The sequence below is a fragment of the Paenibacillus sp. BIHB 4019 genome (genome assembly GCF_002741035.1).
Taxonomy (GTDB): domain Bacteria; phylum Bacillota; class Bacilli; order Paenibacillales; family Paenibacillaceae; genus Pristimantibacillus.
In genome coordinates, this window is sequence record NZ_CP016808.1 from 4,573,057 (window position 1) to 4,592,001 (window position 18,945).

Annotated in this window: 13 protein-coding genes; 10 read left to right on the plus strand and 3 right to left on the minus strand. The window is 48.6% G+C overall.

Annotated features, from left to right (window positions below; genetic code table 11):
- The first annotated feature begins 11 nt into the window (after positions 1-11).
- The 7 genes from BBD42_RS19835 (at position 12) to BBD42_RS19865 (ending at position 12,985) form a co-directional block, all read left to right on the plus strand.
- Entirely contained in the window at positions 12-2,147 is a 2,136-nt protein-coding gene (locus BBD42_RS19835) for a hypothetical protein (RefSeq protein ID WP_099519576.1), read from the plus strand.
- Between the two features lie 2 nt (positions 2,148-2,149).
- On the plus strand, positions 2,150-2,479 hold the full coding sequence (locus BBD42_RS19840; RefSeq protein ID WP_099519577.1) for a hypothetical protein: 330 nt from the start codon (positions 2,150-2,152) through the stop codon (positions 2,477-2,479).
- 819 nt (positions 2,480-3,298) lie between these two features.
- A complete protein-coding gene (locus BBD42_RS19845) occupies positions 3,299-4,342 on the plus strand; it encodes an ABC transporter substrate-binding protein (RefSeq protein WP_099519578.1) in 1,044 nt (347 codons plus the stop codon).
- Positions 4,343-4,581: 239 nt separating this feature from the next.
- Positions 4,582-6,207, plus strand: coding sequence for a helix-turn-helix domain-containing protein (locus BBD42_RS19850; protein WP_099519579.1), 1,626 nt, complete (start codon positions 4,582-4,584; stop codon positions 6,205-6,207).
- Positions 6,208-6,341: 134 nt separating this feature from the next.
- Positions 6,342-6,995 (plus strand): stalk domain-containing protein, encoded by a 654-nt coding sequence (locus BBD42_RS19855; protein WP_099519580.1) that lies wholly within the window; start codon positions 6,342-6,344, stop codon positions 6,993-6,995.
- Between the two features lie 473 nt (positions 6,996-7,468).
- Positions 7,469-9,223 carry a methyl-accepting chemotaxis protein gene (locus BBD42_RS19860; RefSeq protein ID WP_099519581.1) on the plus strand — a complete coding sequence of 585 codons (1,755 nt, stop codon included), beginning with the start codon at positions 7,469-7,471 and terminating at the stop codon, positions 9,221-9,223.
- 81 nt (positions 9,224-9,304) lie between these two features.
- Positions 9,305-12,985, plus strand: coding sequence for a non-ribosomal peptide synthetase family protein (locus tag BBD42_RS19865; RefSeq protein WP_099519582.1), 3,681 nt, complete (start codon positions 9,305-9,307; stop codon positions 12,983-12,985).
- Between the two features lie 88 nt (positions 12,986-13,073).
- On the opposite strand, the gene BBD42_RS19870 is transcribed toward BBD42_RS19865, so the two are convergent.
- Positions 13,074-13,370: a hypothetical protein gene (locus BBD42_RS19870; RefSeq protein WP_056029773.1), complete on the minus strand. Its 297-nt coding sequence runs from the start codon at positions 13,368-13,370 to the stop codon at positions 13,074-13,076.
- Between the two features lie 255 nt (positions 13,371-13,625).
- Here BBD42_RS19870 and BBD42_RS19875 point away from each other — a divergent pair, with 255 nt between their 5' ends.
- Entirely contained in the window at positions 13,626-14,729 is a 1,104-nt protein-coding gene (locus BBD42_RS19875; protein WP_099519583.1) for an MBL fold metallo-hydrolase, read from the plus strand.
- A 71-nt stretch (positions 14,730-14,800) separates the two neighbouring features.
- Here the strand turns inward: BBD42_RS19875 and BBD42_RS19880 are convergent, their stop codons facing one another.
- Positions 14,801-16,414: an ABC transporter substrate-binding protein gene (locus BBD42_RS19880; protein ID WP_172455563.1), complete on the minus strand. Its 1,614-nt coding sequence runs from the start codon at positions 16,412-16,414 to the stop codon at positions 14,801-14,803.
- Between the two features lie 184 nt (positions 16,415-16,598).
- Positions 16,599-17,612, minus strand: coding sequence for an ABC transporter substrate-binding protein (locus tag BBD42_RS19885; RefSeq protein WP_099519585.1), 1,014 nt, complete (start codon positions 17,610-17,612; stop codon positions 16,599-16,601).
- A gap of 232 nt (positions 17,613-17,844) precedes the next feature.
- Between BBD42_RS19885 and BBD42_RS32585 the strand changes: the two genes are divergently transcribed.
- Positions 17,845-17,970: a hypothetical protein gene (locus BBD42_RS32585; RefSeq protein ID WP_257790756.1), complete on the plus strand. Its 126-nt coding sequence runs from the start codon at positions 17,845-17,847 to the stop codon at positions 17,968-17,970.
- 213 nt (positions 17,971-18,183) lie between these two features.
- Positions 18,184-18,885: a metal-dependent hydrolase gene (locus BBD42_RS19890; RefSeq protein ID WP_099521704.1), complete on the plus strand. Its 702-nt coding sequence runs from the start codon at positions 18,184-18,186 to the stop codon at positions 18,883-18,885.
- Positions 18,886-18,945 lie beyond the last annotated feature (60 nt).

Below are 18,945 nucleotides of genomic sequence, written 5' to 3' on the forward strand. Positions count from 1 at the left end.
GGAGGAGCAGAGTGGCGAGTAAGCAGGTTGTATTTAAACCCGATGAAGTGAAGCGCCTGCAGCAGCAGATTGTGCGAATCGGAGCAGACACAGATGCGCTTCGGCGGCGCGTGAGCGGGAAGATCGCGAGCTGGGATCGCCCCTTGCCAGTGCTCGGGAGTCTGGAGCAGATCCAAAGGCAACTGACGAGTTTGACGCAGGAAGCCGAGCAGATGACGGAAGTGATCAGCAAAGCGTTGAAGGGCATCGAGCGGGTACAGGCGGAAGCGGCGCAGGAAGCGAAGCAGCTGGCGAAGGGACTCAGTGGACTGGAGCGTTTTGACCTGTTGAAGCGAGTAGGGACGACAGGCGGTGGCAGCTACACGCCCGTGCCTGTCGCTTTCCGTCCGATGGTGACGAATCTGATTGACCGGATATTGCCGCAGGCTAGCCGAGACCGCTGGTCCAGCGATCCGTTGGTGAAGGAACTGCGGCGGGTTGCGGGCTTGCAAGGAGCGACTGCGGCGGAGAAGCTGGATGCGGAAATGAAGCTGGAGGCGATATTTGCCGAGCGGGATCTGATAGCCAAGGCGCAAACGGCGTATGCGGTGTACAAGCAGTTTGGGAATCATTTGCTAATGGCGGAGATGCACAAGCAGGCGGAGATCAGCCGGGAGAAGCTGAAAGGGCTAGGCGTAGCGGAAATCTATTTTGCCCCCAACGTGAATATGACGAGTTATTTCAAGCAGGTGCCGCTGCTGGCGTGTGAGTATGATCCATCGTTTGCGCTCGAAGGGGATATGACAACGCGGGTGCCGCTGCCAGACAATGCACGTTATTTGTTTATGGTGATGATGGCGCAAACGCAGGGACCGACGGGTGAACTAGCGAGGGTGCAGCTTAAAGAGATTCATGCGCTGCAGCAAACGATTCGAACCGCTGCGGGCGGATTAGTCTCGGATGTACAGCAGGGGCAAGTGAAAAGCGGGCTGCTGCAGCTGCTGACGATTTTGCAGAGCATGCAGGCATTAAGCAAATACGACCCTCCGCCAAAGGAAGTCATCGTTGAGGAAAAACAGGGCATGCTGGAGAAGTTTGGACAGGATGCGATGCGGACACTTGAACTGAACTGGAGCTTTTTGAAAAACCAAGCGGCAGTGGAGTGGGCTGCAATCAAGCAAACCGGAAATAGCATAGCTGAAGTGGCAACGGATTTATATCATGCTCATGTAGAACGTTCCAATAAGAGCAATGACTCGGTCTATGATTTTTTTAACAACGCGACGATGGGCTTGCTTAGTGTGCCCGAAGCATTCTGGAAGGAGCACGTTGATCGGACGGCGAATAAGAATGAATCGGTGTCTGCATATTTGGATTATTTGAGCTTGGGTCTAACGGGGATGGTACAGGGAGCATTTGCCCCGGAAAATCCGAATTCCAAGGAGCATGTGCAGGATGTAATCGGAGTGCTCGGCTTATTGTTTTCGGTTAAGATAAAGGGGCCAGGAGGAATGGAACCGACGGTTCCGAAAAGTCCAGAGGTCAAACCGGATGGTGCAGGAAGCGGCCGTGGACTAGGATTTGGCAATCAGTTTGTGACCCCTGATGGAATACATTTCATGGACGCTTTTCCCAACGACAAGTCGCCAATTGAAGTCCCAAAAACAGACGTGCAGAAACGATATTTGGAAGAGATGGAGCGGCTGAAGCGAGAGGCTGAGGGGACGGGTGAAGTTCCACCAAGAGTTCCATATTCTAAAGAGGTTGAAATAGCTGATAAACAGGGAAACCCTTTAGGAGAGTTTGATGAAATAGATTTAGTGAATAAAGTCTTTCATGAAGATAAAAGCGCTGAAGGATTATCGGTTATTAGCCCTAAAACAGGGAAACCATTCCAAACCGCTGATAAATGGGCCGAAAAACAAATTTATGCAAAAACAAAGGAAAGAATACTAAATCTTAAAAAGGTTGATCATACTAGACCGACGAAAAATGGAAGCGTCGAGATACCTACACTTGATGAAATAAAAGATGTTAGAAGGTTTAATTTTAGAATGAATGCAGATACACCGGAGTTAAGAGAAGCTGTACAGAAAGTTATTGAAAAACTCAAAAAAGAATTCCCGGATTATACTTTTACTGCTGAGTTTGGAAAAGGAGGAAGTTGATTGTGGCTGTTTCAGCAATAATTCTCGAACCACAAAACGAATTTGAACAACATTTTAGTATTCCAATAGCTACACAAAATTTCTTTGAAAGATACTGGATACCTGCAATTGAGTCAATAAATACAGAGTGGATTGTGGGTATTAGGTATGGAATAGATGTCACAAAAGAAGATGCTGTTTGTTTGATACATGAACTTAGTTTACTTAAAGACTGGGCACAAAGAAATTTACAGGGTAATGTGCAAGAACAAATACTATCAAGAATTGTTCTTCTTGAAACTAAGCTTCCTACTGCTTTTCAACGAGGAGATACTGTGGTTTTTATTGGGTGAATAGAGTAATGCATTGATTTCATGCCTTTCAAGTTTTTTCTTTGAGGGGGATACCCAGTGCCGAATGGACCCATCATTCAACCAATAACACAGTTAACCCATGTAATACCCGTATAAAGATTTCACCATTTCGGTTGTACGCACATCAATTGCTTTAATTTTATAACCTAAATAACGCTATTCCGTTACATTAAACAGGTTGATTATGGTCAGATACCACCGTAATTGACCTGTTTTTTGTTATGTTCGTTTTCTTGCGTTTTTTTCAAATTTACTCGCAACTGTAGAATACGCCGCCCCGATAGGGAAGATGAAATAGCAATAAGTCGCATCTTTTAGGGGAGATACTGCCACTATTAAGAGTAGGACAGCTAAAACGAAAGTTTTTTCATATCGTCTGCAACTTAACTATGGGGAACAATAAACACATTACTCAACCTATAACGCATGACACCCCAAGTAATAAGCCGCAATGCGAGTAAGCTCCCCGTATTGTGGCTTTCTTATATTCTGAATGATCTTAACGGACATTAAAAAACATCCATAGTGCCGAATGATTCGGACGACACTATCCAAGTAAACGTAAATTTCATAATCCCCGTAACAAAAATACTTTCACATATGATTACACAAAGCATGTATGTTGCTGAACATATTCCAGCAGGTGAATGGTTCCTAAATCATTTAATGATAAATCCTTAAGTAGACAAAATTCGTCTATGCAAAACTGCGAAAAAGTCCATTGAAGGAAGCAAAAGGGCAGAGTAGAATAAAGGAGCTATCATTGAGAATTATTATCATATAAAAGGGAGAGGTCTTATGTTTGTTTCGTTATTTTCTGTTTCCAAACGATTGATTTTCGTGGGCGCGGCAGCTGTGCTCATGCTGCTGCTTGCAGCCTGCGGCTCGAATGCAGGCCATTCAGCGGAGGGAACGGGCTCGACGCAGCCTGCCTCCGCCGCCGCAGCAGCTGAGTCTGCATCTGCACAGCCAGCAGCGACGCAAGAGCAGGCTGCAGCCCGCATCTATAAGGATGTTATGGGCAGGGAAGTAGAGCTGCCAAGCAATCCGCAGCGAATCGTTGCGCATTATTATGCTTCTGAGATGATGGCGCTTGGTTTTCCGATGGTAGGTACGAACTTCCTAAATGCCAAAGCGGTTCTCGGAGAGGAGAAGCTGCAAGGCATTGAAGATGTTAGCGGTGAGGGCGTATCGACGAATTTGGAGAAGGTGCTGGCGCTGGAGCCTGATCTTATTATCGTGCCAAATTTTCTGGATGCGGCAGAGTTCGAGGAATTGTCCAAAATCGCCCCAACGGTGGTCATTGATTACAGCGGCGACATTTTCAGCCGTCTGCGCTCCTTGAGCGAAATTGTCGGCAAGCCGGAGCAAGCTGAAGAGTGGATCAAAAAGTATGAGGCGAAAAGCGAAGAGAAGCGCGAGCAGTTGAAGCCGATTGTTGCAGCGGGCGGAACAGCTTCAGCGTTCGTTGTGCATGTAGACGGCAAGCTGTATATTTATGGGCCGCAGCGTTTGGGGCCAACAATGTATGATGCGCTAGGATTTAAAGCGCCGAACAAAGTGGCCGAGCTGTTCAAGGACAGCAAGGACTTGTGGAAGGAAATATCGCTAGAGACGCTGCCGGATTTTGCTGGCGACCATATATTCCTGATATTGCAGGATGACAACGAGGATGCCAAGAAGGGCACGGAAGAAATAATTAACGGCCCTGTGTGGAAAAACATCCCTGCGGTAAAAAATGGCCATGCCTATATCGTGGGCAAACGCTGGTCGTTCAACGATCCGCTTACACTCGACTGGCTGCTGGATGAAATGACGAATGAGCTGCTAGCGAAGCAATAAGCGGCTAAGAGCAAGCCGTATACGAGTATAACCATAATCGTAATATTATGAAGCCTTCATGCGTTTTTTTGGCGCGGGAAAGCTTCTTTTTTTGCCTGTTTTTAAAAACAACCATCCTTAAGCTCTTCCGACTGCAGATGGGTGGACGGGGACAGGCAGCTATGAGCCGTTTACGCCTCTCCCGGAATCTTTTATAATGGGAGCATATATTGATAACGGTTATCACTTGCGGGAGGTAAATGATGGCATATCAGCATGATGGACAAGCGGCTGCGCTTCCTCCAGCACTTTTGTTCTCGGGGCTGGAGTATCGGCTCTATGACTGCCATAAAGGTGAAGAGCAGGGTAAAGGGCGGGCCTTCGTCTGGCTGGCCGCCTATACGCTGCTGGCCGTCACGCAGGGGCAGGGCACCATTACGATTAATGGGGTGAGCCATCCCGCTGCATACGGCAAATGCTTTTTGCTGGCGCCCAATACCGCTATCGGCGTCGAAAGCGAAGCTTTTCAGCCGATTCGATTATACGAGCTCTCTTTCGAGATCGGTGCACAGGATGAGGAGCTGCTTGCGGATGGCGGGGAAATGGTTTTTGAGCCGTTTGCATTATTGGAAGATATGCTGCTGTCGCTTCGCGGCAAGCCGCCCCGTGGAAAGCTGGAGGCGCTCCAGCGCCACATTCAGTTTCAGCAGCTCATGCTGGAAGTACTGAAGCGCCAGCACAAAGAAGAGGACGAGCCGGATGCCAGAGGGGCAGTGGAGCGGACAATTTCTTTTATGCAGCATTCGTACAAAGAGGAAATTTCGATTGGACGTCTGGCACAGGAAGTGAACATGAGCCGCTGGCAATATGGGGAAAAGTTCAAAGCATTAACGGGCAGCACGCCAACTGCTTATTTGACTGCACTGCGGATCGAGCGGGCAAAGCAGCTGCTGCTGAGCCAAACGGCCCGTGTTCGCGAAATTGCCGGGCGGGTCGGCTTCGGGGATGAATATTATTTCAGCCGGCGCTTCAAGCAGACGACGGGACTTACACCGACGCAATATATGCAGGAATTCGGTCGCGCTCCGCGTATATTTTCGATTCAATATATCGGCGAGCTGCTGGCGCTGGGCATTCGCCCGATAGCGGTGAACAGCGCGATGTTTCCTGTTTTTGAGGAGGAGGCGCTGCGCGGCGTTCATGGCATTGAGGAGCCGATTGATGCGGAGCAAATTATGCGGCTCAATCCCGATTTAATTTTGTACCCCAGCTTTATAAAGGCAGCGCTCATCGATCAATTGGTGAAAATTGCTCCTATGGCGCATGTGAGCTGGAACGATGATGTGTATGGACGGCTGCGTGCGATGGGCGAGCTGCTGGGCAGACAACAGGAGGCGGAGGAGTGGATCGCGGGCTATCTGCAAAAGGCGGCGCTGGCGCGCGAGCGGATAGGCTGTTGTATCCGCCCGGGCGAGACGGCTTCGGCGTTCGTTTATGTAGATCAGACGCTGTATATGTATGGGACGCATCATTTTGGGCACACGCTCTATGAGGGAATCGGCTTTGAGCTGCCTGGGCGTTTGAAAGCATTGACAGAGCGGAATAAGCAGCTGAAATGGATGCCGATACGGCTTGAGGAGCTGCCGGTTTACGCTGGTGACCGGGTGTTTTTTTCGCTTGCCCCTTCCGGGGTGGATGAACAGCAAGGACGGGCGATTTTGAATCATCCGATATGGAACAGCTTGCCCGCCGTCCGCAGCGGCTGCGCCTATATCGTCGACCCAATATGGGGGAATTACAATCCGATTACGCTAGATAAGCATTTGGAGGAAGTCGTAAGGCTGCTTGAAGAAACGCGCAAGTACAGCCCTGCTGCTGGTTCCTGAGTCGTAGGTAACAAGATGGCTGCTGAAGAGCGGCAAGGAATTTAGAACTATTTTTGCAGAAAATGGTTTTAAAAGCATCCAGAGGAGGTAAGGATTGGGGGAATATTATTTTCAATAGACAGGGGTAGATAGATGTGAAAAGCAAAAAAATGGTCATTTCCGCAGCGGTGCTTGGCATGGTGCTTACCGGCTCGGCAGGCGTATATGCAGGAAGCAATTTGGAGCAGATTAAAGCTTATTTGAATAATGGCTTAAAAATCGAGCTTAATGGCAGCGCGTACACGCTAGTTGATGGCAATGGCGCCAAGCAGGCTCCAATTACTTATAAAGGGTCGACCTACTTGCCGGTTCGTTCGATTGCAGACGCTTTGAATGTGCCCGTTACTTACGATGCAGGAAGCAATAAGGTAACCATCGGCAGCAGCTCCTCTACCGGAGGCGGCGGTACCGATAGCAATGTGTATACGGGCCAGCGTCCGAAGTATTTGCCGGCAGATTTCCCGATTCCAAAAGATGCGAAAATAAAAGAGACGGTGGAAAACAATCGCGACAACAAAAAATCGGTGTACTTCGTCTATGAGACGAAAAATGGATTAGACTCGCTTGGCGTATCCTACAAAGCTTATTTCCAAACGAAAGAGCTGACGGATACATCAGAGGATGTAAACAGCAATTCATTAACGATGGTAGGCAAAAAGGGTGATGATTTAGCCGTAACGATTACGGGTGCTCCTGACCGGGACAAAGAGGGCTATTACGAAATTACAGTGGTATGGTCAGGCAAGTGATATAGTAGTTGAAGCAGGCTGTTATACTCGGTTTGAGAGCAAGCGGACACAGGGTTTTCCTGTCGTCCGCTTGTTTGCGTTGGAGCTGTTGTATAAATTTTTACATAAGATAAATAACAATTTAGCAAAATCTATTACTATTCGTATCGAATAGGTCGATAGTATTATTAGTATCTGTTGAATTATGTATTGAACGAGTTTGAGGGGAAACTTTCGGCAGATCATATATAGATATATAGATAAAAGAGAGGAGGAGTGGTTAATGTTTAGAATTATCTGATAAATAAAGCGGTATAAGGCTATGGTTCGAATGGGAACTTGGCAAGTTTCAGTAATAGAACTTTAGTCGCAGTCACGGGTGGGAAACAAATAGAATGCAGCCAACTGCAACAGCCAGGCGACTGAGCCGCGAACGAACCGTCCCAATCCTTTTTTAAGTAGCATTACATCATACACATAGGAGCGTTGACAGAATGCAGTTCATAAAACGAATGTCCTTTTTCTCAAAAAATTTGCTGCTTGCCTTCTTTAACATCGTATTAATTGGATCGATCTTAATTGCATCAGGTTACATCATTCAAAAGGATATTTTGATTAAGCAGCTTCGTGGACAAATTAGCGCCATTACACAGGAATGGGCACAGGAAATGGAACCTGCGAAAATCCAGCAAGCCATTACTGAGAAAAGCTACGAAGGCGCTACTCAATTGGAATTGAAAGCAACGCTGGATCTGATACATAAATATAACCCGAATATTGCACAGGCTTATGTATTCGGAACGGAGTTGACGAATGGCAATCAAACGTCAATTATTGCTATGCCTACAAGTCTCGTAGAAGCCTTCTCCGCTGAAAACATGGGTGTTGGCACGATGTATGAGCAGCCAGCAGCGATGTCGACCGCTGTAGGGGAGATGCTGATAACAGGAGTGCCTACATTCACGAGCTTTTACACCGATGATTTCGGCATTTGGACGACGATTCTTTATCCCATCAAAGACAGCGGCGGCAACGTATTCGCTTTCTTCGCGGCGGATGTAGATGCGAGCGCGGTGCCTAACGGCCTGCACACGCTGCTGATCAGCGGCATTTCGATCATGCTCATTTTCCTTGTGCTCATTTTCTTGCTTCAGTTCTTCGTTTCGCGTATGACCATGAAGCCCATCAAAGAGCTGATTAAAGGCATTGAAGAAGTAAGCGCAGGCAACTTGAATGTCGAGCTGAAATCGGGCGTCGACGATCTTGGTGTCGTTAATCACAAGTTCAACATTATGATTCGCAAAATTAACGACATGATGGTCAAAGTGCGTCTAACTTCGCATGCTGTCACAGATTCGGCTAAATCCTTGTATGAATTTTCCGAGAAGAACAGCAAAACGGTAGAGGAAATTACCGAAAACATGCGGGAAATCAACATCGAAATTGCCAATCAGGAGTTGTCCTCCGGGGAGGCTGCCAAAGCGATGAACGAAATGTCGACCGTTATTCAGAACATTGCTCACAGCTCGTCAAGCGTTGCAGAAGAAGCTGGCGATATGGAGCACAAATCGAAGGAAGGCAATAAAGTCGTAGGACAGGTTGTTGAGCAGATGGAGCAGATTGAAAAGTTTGTGGTCGAATCCTCCAGTGCCATTCAATCCCTTGCCAGCCGTTCACAGGAAATTGAAAATATCGTTTCGCTCATTATGGGCGTTGCGACGCAGACCAATCTTCTGGCGCTAAATGCAGCGATTGAAGCGGCAAGAGTCGGCGAACATGGCAAAGGTTTTGCAGTCGTAGCAGGCGAGGTTCGCAAACTGGCTGAGCAGTCCAATAGCTCGGCAACGCAAATTTCCGGATTGATTAAAGAAATCCAGCAGGAAATTACGACAGCTGTCCATGCACTGAATCTGGGAACAGGCCAAGTTCGTACGGGCTTGCAAATTTCCAGCGAGACGGGTTCGCTGCTGGACGATATTTTGTCCGCTACCCGCAGTGTAACGCTGCAAATTCAAGAAGTATCGAGCTCCACAGAGCAAATTTCGGCAGGTACGGAAGAATTGACGGCTACGGCTGAAAATCTTTCGGCTTCCGCAGGAATTACAGCAGCAAACAGTGCGAAAATTTCCAAATCCATCGCCGAGCAAAAAGAATCGATGAATGCCATTGTGGAATCATCGACACAATTGACGCAAATGTCGGAAGAGCTGCAGGAGCTCATCAACCATTTCCAAGTCCGTACTTCTTAATCCCGGTATAACTATCATAAAGGGAGCCCTGTGGCTGCTTGGCAGCTGCGGGGGAAATCCCCCACAGGAGGTTTTACAATTATGACGGAAAATAAACACACTACCACTAACCAGATTGCTTCTAGCGAATTTGTCTTATTAATCCCACTAGATTTTTCGCGTCATAACCGCACGTATTCTTATGCAACGGAAGAATATGCGCTGGGCGAACAGGTAAGCCAACTGATAGAAACGAGAAAAGAAAAGGATTTAGAAGCAGAGTCCGCTGCGGCATATGCAGCGCTCTTGTATCGACTTTCAAGCGAGAAGCAGCTGCTCATCGGTGTGCAGGATGCCCAGGGCAAGGATAAGCCATGGTTAGTCCAGATCGAAGAAACGCATACATTTGGCAGCCTAAAGGCCTCGTTAGTGCAAGCTGTAAATGATGGATCAACCTCGGAACAAGCCCATTACGACACTCGCTTCTCGCATCGAAACACGGTACAGCCTACTTCGGAAATTATCAGCCTTCAACTTCTGAAACTCCATGGAAAGTGGCAGTTCAGCATTCAATATGATCGATCGTTGCTGGAGAAAACGACCGTCGACCGCTATGCCGCTTATTATCAGACGCTGTTCACAGCAGCTTTAACAGATCCGGCCGCGCATGTGGCAGCCATTGATCTATTAACCGCCGAGGATCGGCTCGTCTATGAGAAAATGAATGCGACAGCTGGCGCTTATGATCGCCAGCAGACGATTCATGGCATGATTGAGCTTGCTGCGGCGCAGCACGGAGAGAGAACGGCAGTATCATCTATTCACGGGGAGCTTACATACCGCGAGCTTAATGAGCAGGCGAACCAAATGGCGAACCTGTTGATCAGCAAAGGCGTGAGCAAGGGCGATTTCGTCACCATTTACATGGAGCGGAGCTTGGAGCTCATTGTCAGCCTGCTTGGCATTTTGAAGGCGGGAGCCGCTTATGTGCCGCTCGATCCCGAGCACCCAGAGGAGCGCAACCGCTACATTTTGCAAGATACCCGGTCTGTGTTTGTATTAACCAAAGCGAAATACGAAGAGCAGGCAAAGCATCAGTCCGAAGGGCTTGAGCAGTTGAAGGAAATTATCGTAGTGGAGCATATCGATTATGACAGGGTAGAGGCTTCGAACCCGAATGCTCAGGTAGCACCGGATGATTTGGCCTATATTATTTATACGTCCGGTTCTACGGGAAGGCCGAAGGGTGCTCTCATTGCGCATGAAGGAGTCGTCAATCTCGGCGACACGGTGCGGCTGGATTGCGAAATTGGACATGAGGATATACTGACGCAGTTCGCCACCTACAGCTTTGACGCATCGGTATGGGATACGATTGGAGCGCTGTTCTATGGTGCGCATTTATACCTATTGTCTCCAGAGGAACGCGTATCCGTAGAGGAATTTGCTTCAGCGATCGAACGGACGAAAACGACGATTATTACGATTTTGCCGACCGTCTTTTTTAACCAGCTATCGGCCTATTTGTCGGATGAGGGTTACAAAAAGCTTGCAGGCGTAAAGCTGATTACTGTAGCAGGAGAGGCGCTTTATGGCGAGCAGGTTCGGGCGTTCCAGCGCAAGTTCAAGGACAGTATTGCGATTGTTAATGTGTACGGGCCTACGGAGTGCACCGTGTGCACAACAACGCATAAAATCAGCGGCTATATTTCCGATGATTTGACCAACGTGCCAATCGGCAAGCCGATTCAAAACTACAAAGTGTATATCGTCAACGAGCTGAACCAGCTATGCCCTGTGCATGTGCACGGCGAAGTGCTGATTGAGACGATTGGCCTGGCGAAAGGGTATTTAAACCAGCCGGAGAAAACGGCGGATGCGTTTGTTGCCAATCCATTTGGCGACGGTCAAATTTATAAGTCAGGCGATATTGCGAAGCTGCTGCCGGACGGCACAATTGAATATGTGGGACGCCGGGATTCGCAAATAAAAATTCGCGGACATCGCATTGAGATTGGGGAAATCGAAGACAGCTTTTCGAAAATCGCCAATGTGCAAAACGTAGCAGTCATCTGCAAAAAAGATGCACAGGAGCAAAATATGCTCGTCGGCTTCTTTACTTCAAAGGACGGTAAACCGCTCACTACCGTTACCATTAAGCAAGAGCTGGGCGATAAGCTGCCCTCTTATTTTGTACCGAAATGGATCGTCCAACTGGACGAAATGCCGATTTCGCCAACCGGAAAAATCGACCGGAAAAAGCTGCACAGCTATTCCTACCAAGAGGAGCAGATCAGCGTTGACTACGTCGCCCCTCAAAATGGCATCCAACGAATGATTGCGGGCGCATGGGCTGAGGCACTCAGCCTCGTTCATATCGGCATTCATGATGATTTCTTTACGATTGGCGGCGACTCGCTCGGAATTATTCATATTTTAGCCAGTCTCAAACCATATTACCCGGAATTGAAAATTAATGATTTATTTCAATATAAAACGATCGAAGCGATTGCCGCTCGCATCGAGCAGCTTGCTGCCGAAGCGCCAGAGCAGCAGGAGACGGCCCGCCATGATGGGCCTGCTTTGCCACTGGAAGAGCTGCCAGCTATGCGCTATAAGCCTGAACCATCTGTCAGCTTTGAGCAGCAGCCGAAGGCCGTGCTGTTAACTGGAGCTACCGGATATCTAGGCGGCTATTTGCTCTACGAATTGCTGATGCAAAGCGACGCGACCATTTATTGCCTCGTACGGCCAGGAACAGAGCCGGGTGAAGCGAGACTGCGGAGCCATCTTGCTTATTATTTTGGAGATGCGGCTATCCCATTAATGGAAGGGCGCGTTGTAGCGGTAGAAGGCAATTTGGAAATGCCGCGGCTTGGGCTTGAGGAGCCGCAGTATCAGCTGTTAATAAGCAGCCTGGATGCGATTATGCACAGTGCAGCGGATGTGCGGCACTTTGGCGAAGAAGGGCAGTTTGCCCGTACGAATGTGAACGGGACGGCGTATTTGCTGGAGCTAGCCGCCGCTAGCCGCCAGACGGTTCGCTTCCACCATATTTCTACGCTTGGCATTCCAGAGGACTTGGCTTTAAGCGGGCAATGGGAAGCAGTGGTAGCCGCTGGAGAACTGTCGCCTGAGCTGCGTGTCGAGAGCTTGTATACGAACAGCAAGATGGAAGCAGAGAAGCTGCTGTACGCTGCTGCTGAGCAAGGAGTTCCCGTCAGCATTTACCGGGCAGGCAATTTGTCCTGCCACTCGGTAAGCGGAAGCTTCCAGCGCAACATTGACAGCAATGCGTTTTACCGTATGCTCAAATCGATGCTGCTGCTTGGACAAGCGCCAGAGGTTACTTGGGACATCGATATTACGCCCATTGATTATGCGGGTCAGTCGATTGTCAGTCTGGCGCTGCAGCCGGATACAGCCGGAGGCGTCTACCATATTTGCAACCCGGAGCCACTGCCTTACGGAACGTTGATGGACATGCTGCGCAGCAATGGCTACGCTATTGAGACGTCAAGCCCAGCCGCTTATACGAAGTGGCTGCTTGACAAAGCCATCCTGAAAAATCAGGAGGGCGTGCAGCTTGCGATCGCGCAATTGGAGGGCGATGGAGCAAAGGACTCTGCCTATCGCTACAGCTGCGAGCGGACAAGCGCTGCTTTGCAGCATTCTGGCATTACATGCGCAGCGCCTAATGAGCAGCTCATCGGAAATATGCTGGCGTATGCAACGTCGATTGGCTACTTTCCGCAAGCGAGCGAACGCCGCCCGGTTAGATAGGAAGCAAAATGATAAGCAAAACGCCAAGCATCAGACCTGCGAAGGACTGGAGCTTGGCGTTTTTTTTACTATAAGAAGGGGGACTGGATTAAAAGCTAGGGTTTGGCTTCTGGAAGCTTCTGCTGAGGTTTTCAGCATCAAGATCGCGCACGCGCTTCTCGAAATCCTCTAGAACATCAATTAAATAGGATTGGCCGTCAGATTCTGCTTTGAAAATAAACTTATCGGCATCGTGGATGACCACATCGTGGCCGCACAATTTAAGGCATTTGGCATAATCTTCTACAGTGGGGTGCTGGTTCTCTTCCAGAAAAATCAACCCGTGCAGCGTCTTCGTTTCATGGGGACGAATGATTTTGAAATGTACGGTATGTTGGATAGACATATGGGCTTCCTCCTTATTCTTCCGGGCTCGCTTCTATTATAATCCATTAGGCGCAGAGAAGCTGTGAAAAATGTTACAATCTTTTAGAAGAATAGCTAGCAGGAGGACCTGCACCTATATTGACAATAACTGAATGATCATTTATTATTAGCGAAGGAGCTCGATTCAAGTTATCGATAGGTTTACTTAAATAAATGATCGTTCGTTTATATGAAATTTATTTTTTATTAACTATAATTTAAAGGAGTAATCGCCATGCTGACTGCTATTATTGTGCTTGCTGTACTGCTGCTTGCGGTAATGCTTGTTTTAAAGTTCTATCCTGCGCTTGGAGGCGTGTTAACGAAGGAGCAGGTTGCTGGATTCTCACGTTTGCCCCATTACGAGGACGGCAAATTTAAAAATTTGAGTGCGACGGCTATGGACAACAGTGCAAGCAACCTATTTTCCATGCTGCGCGATTATATGAAAACAAACCCAAATCGCAAGCCGCAGGCGAAGCTGCCGCTTCATCAGCTGCAATTTGGCGGGGATGATAAGGGCGAGCAAGCGCGAGTCACTTGGTTTGGACATTCCGCTATGCTGCTGGAGCTGGATGGAAAGCATCTATTACTCGATCCGATGTTTGGCCAAGCGCCGACGCCGTTCCCTTTTTTCGGAAACAAACGTTATAGCGGCAAATTGCCGTTTGAAATTGCCGAGCTGCCGCAAATTGACGCTGTTGTATTATCCCATGATCATTATGATCATTTGGACTATGATTCGATTGTTAAGCTTAAAAACAAAGTTCGCCGCTTTATCGTTCCGCTCGGCGTAGGCAGCCATTTGGAGCGGTGGGGAGTGGAGAAATCGATTATAACCGAGCACGACTGGTGGGAAGAGCTGGAATTTGAAGGCATCCGGTTTGCGGCTGCTCCAGCGCAGCATTTTTCAGGACGAAATCTCAACAACCGGGATTCGACGTTGTGGTGCTCGTGGGTGATTACAGGACGCGCAGCTAACATTTATTTTAGCGGCGACAGCGGTTATGGCGCGCACTTCAAAGAAATTGGCGAGAAATACGGTCCGTTTGACCTGACCCTTATGGAATGCGGACAATATGATCCGCGCTGGGCGTCCATTCATATGATGCCGGAGGAAACGGTGCAGGCCCATGTCGATGTAAAAGGAAAAACGCTGCTTCCGATCCATTGGGGAGCTTTTACACTCAGCTTCCACGACTGGAATGATCCAGTAGAGCGCGTGACGCAAGCGGCCAAGCAGCTGAATGTGCAAGTTGCAACGCCTATCATTGGCGAACCGGTAGCCGTCGGGGCTGGCCGGCTTCCTTCCTCCATTTGGTGGAAAACCGCGCAGTGAAAGGCTAGATGAAAAACGAACTTAAAATCTAACTTAAAATCTAACTAAAAAACCGTCCCGAAGCTGCGGCTTCAGGACGGTTTTTGCAATAGCTTAGGCAGCGTGCCAAGCAGCTTGTTTGCTGTTTCCGCATCGCCGTAGTTCCAGCTAGTATCGACTACGTAAGCGTGGCCCTTTTGCACAGCAGGAAGCTGCTTCCAGAGCGGGCTGTTTAAAAGCGATTCCATCGCTTGCCGAGAATCCTCTGTGTCGGGCACGATCATAAACAGGCGATCTCCGGCATATTGGGGCAGGGAACCGACTGTAATTTCCTTATAAGCCCGCTGAGCGGCAATGAGCATTTTCATTTCGCTGATTGGGGCAAAGCCAAGCGGATGATAGAGAGTGGATGCCAGCCCGCTGCCAGCCATAATAAACAGCCGGTTTCCCCGATCAAAAATGAATACGGAAGCGGTCTCGCCTTCCCTTATATGGCTGCCTAGCTGCTGCCACATCTGTTCTGTCCGCCGTTCATGTCTAGCAAGCCAGCGCAATGCCTCCTGTTTCTTGCCTAGCCAGTCGCCAAGCATAAGAATACGCTCCTCGAGCGTTCCCCAAGAGTTAAAGGCAAGCGTCGGGGCAATCTCCGCCGCTTGTTCATAAATCTGCTCGTCTCCGCTCGCTAAAATAATCAAATCAGGCTCCTGCTCCGCTGCCCGTTCTTGATTGAACACCGGAAAAACGGAATCATCCTCTCCCCCTACCGTTTGAAATCCGAGTACATGCAGGTCACCCAGTGTCTCGCCATAATACAGGATGCGCTGCGGTTCTGCCGGAATGACAACTTGATGTCCCATCCAGTCTTTGACCTGAACGCGCTGCCGCATGGAAAGGGCATACTGCCTTGGCGAACTGCCGGTCATTTGCCGGAAGCGGCGGCTGAAATAATATTCGTCGGCGAAGCCGCACCATTCGGCAATTTCACGCAGCGAGGCATGGGAGTTCGAGAGCCATTCCTTGGCATGGTCAATGCGCAGCGATACTAAATAATCAAGCGGCTTTTTGCCAGTGAGCGCCTTAAACAAGGAACTATATTGCCACTGGGGCATGTTCGTCAGCGCTGCAAGCTGCTTGACCGTAAGCGGGCTTTTATAATGAAGCTGAATATAGTGCACGGTATCTTCTACCGAATAGAGCTGGCGGCCACCTTGGGTTGCCGGAAGATGCTGCTCCAGCAGCATGCCCATCAGCTTTTGGAAAGCTAGATTTTGCTTATATGCTTCGATGCCTTGCAGCGTTTTTCCATCTGCTTGTATCGCCTCCAGCAGCTTGGCGTATGGAGCTAGCGGGTATAGGCGCAGCTCGTGCTTGCCAGGAAACAGCGATTGCTGATAATACGATGGCTGAACATAGTCGAGGCGAACGACCGAATAAACGAGGCAATAGTAGTCCATCGTTTCATTCATCTGGCCATCAAATTGGTAGCAATCCCCGGGGGCTAATTGGAATGCGCTGAACGCTTCAAACCGGACATAGCGATTGTTCAAATAAAGGGTGCCTTCACTGTCGACAATGATGAGCAGCGTATGGCTCTCGACGGTTTGCTCGGCGAAAGTAATGTCCGCAGGCTTCGTTAACCGTTTCATGCTGACAAGCTTAAGCATAAGGTGGTGAAGCGGAACGGACGGGGTTTCATGGGCATTCATGCGAGCGGGACTCCTTACTTTTAAGTTCATTAGCAATAGGATTGCATGGTTTCCTTTCATTATGCCATAGAATGGACGGGAAGCGAATGGACGAAAAAGAAAACAGGCCGAGCCAGGGTTAAATCATGCCCTGTAACTCGACCTGTATCGTTTGTTATTTGTAACGAAGCTTGCGCGTTAAACGTTATTTTTTCAAAATTTCTGCTGGCAGCGCGTCAATGAGCCATTCGCGGGAAGTTGCGTCGCTGGAAGCTTTCTGAATGTCAAAGTAGTATACTTTTCCTTCTTTTACAGCAGGGAGGTTTTTCCAAATTGTGCTTTTCAGCAGCTCTTCCGTATCTTTCTTGGCATCTTCAGGTACAGGGTTCAAAATGAAAATTCGATCGCCTGCAGCTTCAGGCAAAATTTCCGAAGAGATTTCCCGGAAGCCTTCGCCAGCGTCAATAATTTCCTGGATTAACGGAGTAGGCTTGAAGCCGTCCTCGTTGTAAACCGCTTGTGGAAGTCCAGCATTGGCCATTATGAACAGGCGGTTGCCTGGATACATCGTGAAGACGGAAGCCGTTTCTCCTTCTTTCAAGCCGTTCTCGTGCAGCATAGCCCACATTTCTTTTGTTTTCGCTGTATATTGGGCAATCCAATCCTCGGCTTCCTGCTTCTTATTAAGCAGATCGCCCAAAATGCGCATGCGGTCCTCAAGCGGAGCAAACGTATCAAAGGTAATAGTTGGTGCGACTTTGGCAAGCGCCTCGTATTGGGCGTCATCCGAATTGCCGAAAATGATCAAGTCAGGAGAAAGCGACAATGACTTTTCGACGCTGATAGGAAAGCCAACATCTTCCGCATCTTTAATTTGCTCCTCGTAGACGGACCCTTCTGTGTTTTTCATCACCCCGATAGGTGTAACGCCAAGCGCAAGCAAATCGCCTGTCGTCTCGCCATGGTAAATGACGCGCTGAGGCGTAACCGGAACCTCAACATCATGGCCTGTCCAGTCTTTGAAAATGCGCGTTCCCGTTTCAGCTTCTGCTGAAGCCGCTGGGCTTTCGGCAGCTGGTGAGCTGCTCGCTTCTGTAGTAGGAGCGGTGCTTGCCTGCTCAGCAGCCGACTGCTCCGTGTTGCTTCCGCATGCCAACAATAATGCCCCCATTAATGCGACAGTAGTAAGTAAAGAAATAATGCGTCCTGCTTGTTTCATTGTGATTCTCCTCCTGCGTTGTCTTAAGGATATTGATAATCATTATCGTCGATTAGCATAATAGATGGAGGCCAGTTGTACAATGGATAAAATTCAAAGCTTATTTTGGTTTGTACAAATTCATGTGCAGACAGAAGCAGATGTTCACCATCCTGTTAAATTCTCCTGCGCCACTGCCCCCAATACTCTCCTATAATAAGGGTAGAGGAAATAGTTCAAGGGGGTGTGAGCGATGTTGTGTTTTTTGATTCTTACGGCTTGTTTTTTTGGAGGCATTATTTATATTATGAAGGCCGGAGCAACGATTGTTGAGGATGACTCGATCATTCAGGATCGGATTCTTGAAGGACTAAGCTAGCATAGCAGCACAAAATAAAATTTTTTCATTATAGAGCTACTTCAGCTAGCATGGCAGGCGGCAGGCGATTTTTATCGTTTGGCCGCCTTTTGCTTGCCCTTCGCGCGTATTCAAGGCTGCGCTCAGCGTGACAGGTTGCAACTCGGCAGGCAGGAGCGTAATATGGAAACGAAGACTTCAAGCAAACTTATCGTTAAGGGAGTGCAGGAAGCGATGCAAATTATTTATCATGGACATTCAGCTGTGCAGCTCATATCAGGGGACAAGTCGCTGATTATTGATCCGTTCATAAGTGGAAATGGGCAGGCGGTTACGAAACCCGAGGAGATTAAAGTGAATGCGGTCCTTCTGACACACGCTCATCAAGATCATATTTTGGATGCGGCGCCAATAGCTAAAGCAAATGATGCTCCTGTTGTAGCTAATTTTGAACTAGCGGCTTATATGTCGTGGAAAGGTGTACAGACGATACCGATGAATATCGGAGGCACCGTCGATTTAGGCTTTGCGCAGGCCAAGATGGTACCAGCTATTCATACTTCAGGCATTATTGACGAAGAAAAGCAGACGATTACATATGGCGGTCTTGCATCGGGGTATGTTCTTCGCTCCGAAGGGCTGACGATTCTGCATGCCGGCGACACCGCATTATTCAGCGATATGAAGCTTATCGGCGATCAAGAGGTAATAGATGTTGCCTTTATCCCTATCGGCGACCAGTTTACAATGGGACCGCAGGAAGCGCTTCAGGCAGCGGAATGGTACCGGGCTAAGCTCGTTATTCCTGTTCACTATAATACCTTTGAGCCAATCAGGCAGGATGCCGAAAACTTCGTGCAGGAGCTGGAAGCGCGCGGCCTTAATGGCAAAGTAATGGCACCGGGCGACAAGCTCGACATCATTAAACAGACATAAGCCAGCATATGAATAAAGCTTTTTTTACCGCTAATAAACAAGACAAGCAGGCCATCCTTC